Origin of the sequence: Streptomyces albidochromogenes (assembly GCF_005981925.1) — a bacterium.
Taxonomy (GTDB): domain Bacteria; phylum Actinomycetota; class Actinomycetes; order Streptomycetales; family Streptomycetaceae; genus Streptomyces; species Streptomyces albidochromogenes.
The window spans coordinates 1-4,093 of sequence record NZ_VBVX01000446.1 but is presented as its reverse complement, the minus strand read 5'-3'; the positions used below and the strand labels follow the sequence as shown (position 1 = coordinate 4,093).

General features: G+C 71.6%; 3 protein-coding genes. All 3 read left to right on the top strand.

Translation table 11 applies throughout. The annotated features are described in order from the left end of the window. Window positions 1–1,157 (top strand): FtsK/SpoIIIE domain-containing protein (locus tag E2E34_RS32105; protein WP_279637918.1); only part of this gene is annotated, 1,157 nt, incomplete at its 5' end. Window positions 1,158–1,326: 169 nt separating this feature from the next. Next, a complete protein-coding gene (locus E2E34_RS32100) occupies window positions 1,327–2,700 on the top strand; it encodes an ABC transporter substrate-binding protein (RefSeq protein WP_138905364.1) in 1,374 nt (457 codons plus the stop codon). A 12-nt stretch (window positions 2,701–2,712) separates the two neighbouring features. After that, window positions 2,713–4,068 (top strand): carbohydrate ABC transporter permease, encoded by a 1,356-nt coding sequence (locus E2E34_RS32095; protein ID WP_138905363.1) that lies wholly within the window; start codon window positions 2,713–2,715, stop codon window positions 4,066–4,068. The last annotated feature ends 25 nt before the right edge of the window (window positions 4,069–4,093 follow it).

Below are 4,093 nucleotides of genomic sequence, written 5' to 3'. Positions count from 1 at the left end.
TGGACGAGCTGGGCCTGGCCAGGGCCACTCCCGCCTCCCTGATGGCCCGCTGGGCGGCGGCCGCCGACGACGGCCAGGCCCCCGGCGCCACCCGCGCGTGGGCCGTGCTCGGCGCGGGCCCGCGCGGACCGCTCTGCGTGGACCTGCCCGCCGAGGGCCCTCACCTGCTGATCGAGGGCCCGGCGGGCAGCGGCCGCACCGAGCTGCTGCGCTCCGTGGCGGCCTCGCTCGCCGCGGCGGCCCGCCCCGACCGCCTGGGCCTCGTCCTGGTCGACGGCGCGGGCGGTGAACGCGGCGAGGGCCTGCGCGCCTGCACGGAGCTCCCCCACGTCTCCACCCACCTGGTGGCGTCCGACCCCGTCCGCATGCGGGAGTTCGCGCAGGCCCTGGGCGCGGAGCTGAAGCGCCGCCACGAGCTCCTCGGCACTCTCGCCTTCGCCGAATGGCATACGCACCGCGAGGTGTCCGGCCGGATGATCAACCAGCGCCCGCCCAGCGCCGCCGAGCAGAACGGCGACCTGGACCCGCACCCCACCGGCACCCTGCGCCTGCGGACGACGACGTCCCGGGAGCGCCAGGCCCGCGCCGACACCGCGCCGTCGCCGCTCCCCCGCCTCGTCGTCCTGGTCGACGACCTGGACGCACTGGTCGCCCCCGCCCTCGGCAGTACGGGCAGGCCCGCGGCCGGTTCCGTCGTACGGGCCCTGGAGGCCGTGGCCCGGGAGGGCGAGCGGCTCGGGGTGCATCTAGTGGCCACGTCCGCCAGGCCGGACCGTACGGCCGACACGGAACTCGCGCGCGGCGCCCGGTTGCGCGTGGTGCTGGACCCCCCGCCGTCGGCGCCCGCTCCCGACGAGCCGGGGCCCGGCCGGGGCAGGCTGCTGCGTCACCCGACCGGCGAGGCGGGCGAGAGCCCCGGCGCGACCCCGTTCCAGGCGGGCCGGGTCACGGGCCGCATTCCCCGCACCGCGACCCTGCGGCCCACGGTCGTCCCGCTGGAGTGGGAGCGGATGGGCGATCCGCCGGCCCGCCGCCCGGTGCGCGAGCTCGGCAACGGACCGACCGACCTCGCCCTGCTGGCCAGCGCCCTGGACCGGGCCGCCCGTACGGTCAACGCGACCCCGCTGCCGCCCCTCGGCGCACTCCCCGAAGGCTGACTCAACGTCACGAGCCCATCACGATCACCCGGTTGACACGGAAGGCGCTATTGCCCGGACCGACCGCCGGGCGTAGACCTGACCCACGGGACAGCTAGACCGGCATCGGCGCCAGCGGTTCTCCGAGGGCTGCGCCGGTCCGTACGCGCACAGGAGAGACGGGGCAGTGATGCGCACAACTCTTCGCACACACAGCGGTCGCAGGGCTCGAAGGGCTGCGCTGGCGATGATCGCCGCGAGCACGCTCGCCCTCACCGCCTGCGGCGGCGACAAGGACAAGGACGAAGGCAACGAGGGGAGCGGGGCCACCACGACGCCCTCGTCCTCCGTCGAGCTGCCCAGGCTGAACGGCGAGGAGGTCCAGGTGGCCGCCGTCTGGACGGGCCCCGAGCAGGAGAACTTCACCAAGGTCCTCGACGAGTTCGAGAAGCGCACGGGCGCGAAGGTCACCTTCGTACCGGCCCAGGACCCGATCGTGAACTTCCTCGGCACGAAGATCGCCGGCGGTTCGCCGCCGGACGTGGCGATGCTGCCGCAGGTCGGCGCGCTCCAGCAGGCCGTCCAGCGCAAGTGGGCGAAGCCGGTCGACGCGGCGACGCAGGCGCAGCTGGACAAGAACTACTCGCAGGGCTGGAAGGACATCGGCACCGTCGACGGCAAGCAGTACGGCGTGTACTTCAAGGCCGCCAACAAGTCCCTGATCTGGTACAACGCCCAGGCGTTCGAGGACGCGGGCGCCGAGGAGCCGAAGACCTGGAAGGACTTCCTGACCACCGCCGAGACGATCTCCGCCTCCGGTGTCTCCCCGGTGTCCATCGGCGGCGCCGACGGCTGGACCCTCACCGACTGGTTCGAGAACGTCTACCTCTCCCAGGCGGGCCCCGAGAAGTACGACCAGCTGGCCAAGCACGAGATCAAGTGGACGGACCCGTCGGTCAAGAACGCGCTGACGACCCTCGCGGAGCTGTTCGGCAAGAAGGAGCTCATCGCGGGCGGCCAGGACGGCGCGCTGCAGACCGAGTTCCCGGCGTCCGTCACCCAGACGTTCGCCGAGGACCCGAAGGCCGCGATGGTCTTCGAGGGTGACTTCGTCGCCGTCAACATCGGGCAGACGAAGGCGAAGATCGGCACGGACGCCAAGGTGTTCCCGTTCCCGGCGGTGGGCAGCGAGTCGCCGGTCGTGACGGGCGGCGACGCGGCCGTGGCGCTCAAGGACTCCAAGGGCGCGAAGGCCCTGCTGACCTTCCTGGCCTCGACCGACGCCGCGAGGATCTGGGCCGAGGCGGGCGGGTTCGTATCGCCGAACAAGTCGTTGGACGTGGCGGCGTACCCCAACGACGTGCAGCGCGACATCGCGAAGGCCCTGATCGCGGCGGGCGACGACTTCCGCTTCGACATGTCGGACCAGGCCCCGCAGTCCTTCGGCGGCACGCCGGGCAAGGGCGAGTGGAAGGCGCTCCAGGACTTCCTGAAGAACCCGAAGGATGTCGCGGGGACCCAGCAGCGGCTGGAGTCCGACGCGGCCAAGGCGTACAAGAACTGACGGGTTGACGCGATGACGTCAGCGACCGCGGGGGGCGCCGCGAAGGTCACGCCGCCCCCCGCAGACAGCGGAAAACGCAAGAGCGTCACCGGCACACGCAGGTTGATGGCGGCCGGCTTCCTGCTGCCCGCCCTCGTACTGCTCGGCGCGCTCGTGGTCTACCCGATCGGGTACTCGGTCTACCGGAGCTTCTTCGACAAGAGCGGCGACAGCTTCGCCGGCCTCGACAACTTCGTCGAGATCTTCACCGACGACACCATCCTCACCGCCGTCAAGAACAACGCGATCTGGGTGGTGGTGGCCCCCGCCGTCTCCACCGCGCTGGGCCTGATATTCGCCGTCCTCACCGAGCGCATCCGGTGGGGTACGGCGTTCAAGCTGCTGGTCTTCATGCCGATGGCGATCTCGATGCTCGCCGCGGGCATCATCTTCCGCCTGGTGTACGAGCAGAATCCGGAGCGCGGGGTCGCGAACGCCGTGGCGGTGAGTGTCCACGACATGTTCTCCGAGGCGGCGGGCTTCCCGAAGGCCCGCCCCCTGCCCGTCCATCCGCTGAAGGCGGGCGGCGGCGGTTCCTTTGTCACGAAGCAGCCCGTCAGAGCGGGCGAACAGGTCCTGCTGCCGCTGGTCGGCGTACCGCCCGCCAAGATGCCGGGCGACGCCGAGACCGCGGCGCCCGCGCCCACGGCGCCGGACAAGGTCACCGGCACCGCGTGGCTGGACTTCACGAAGGGCGGCGGCGGCCGGCCCAACACCATCGACCCCAAGGAACTCGGCCTCAAGGGCATCAAGGTCGAGGCGGTCAAGGACGGCAAGGTCGTCGACTCGGCGACGGCCGGCGCCAACGGCACCTTCACCCTCTCCGCCGAGGCGGACGGAGCCGCACTCCGCTTCCCCGCGTCGAACTTCCGCGAGCCGTACAACGGCGTCGACTGGCTCGGTCCGAGCCTGGTGACCCCCGCCATCATCGGCAGTTACGTCTGGATGTGGGCGGGCTTCGCGATGGTCCTGATCGCGGCCGGTCTCGCGGGCCTGCCGCGCGAGCTCCTGGAGGCGGCCCGCGTCGACGGCGCCAATGAGTGGCAGGTCTTCCGCCGGGTGACGGTCCCGCTGCTGACACCCGTCCTCGCGGTCGTACTGGTCACTTTGATGATCAACGTATTGAAGATCTTCGACCTGGTGTTCATCATCGCCCCGGGGTCGTCCCAGGACGACGCGAACGTGCTGGCCCTGCAGCTCTACCGCTCGTCGTTCGGTACGGACGCGCACCCCGGCATCGGCAGCGCCATCGCCGTACTGCTCCTGCTGCTGGTCGTCCCGGTGATGCTCTTCAACATCCGCAGGATGCGAAAGGAGAGCCGCCGATGACCGCCACGGCCTCCACCCCCGCCAC

What these genes read in the sequence shown, in the direction of transcription:
- E2E34_RS32100 (WP_138905364.1), top strand. Translation starts at nt 1,327, where the DNA reads ATGCGCACAACTCTTCGCACACACAGCGGTCGCAGGGCTCGAAGGGCT.
- E2E34_RS32095 (WP_138905363.1), top strand. Translation starts at nt 2,713, where the DNA reads ATGACGTCAGCGACCGCGGGGGGCGCCGCGAAGGTCACGCCGCCCCCC.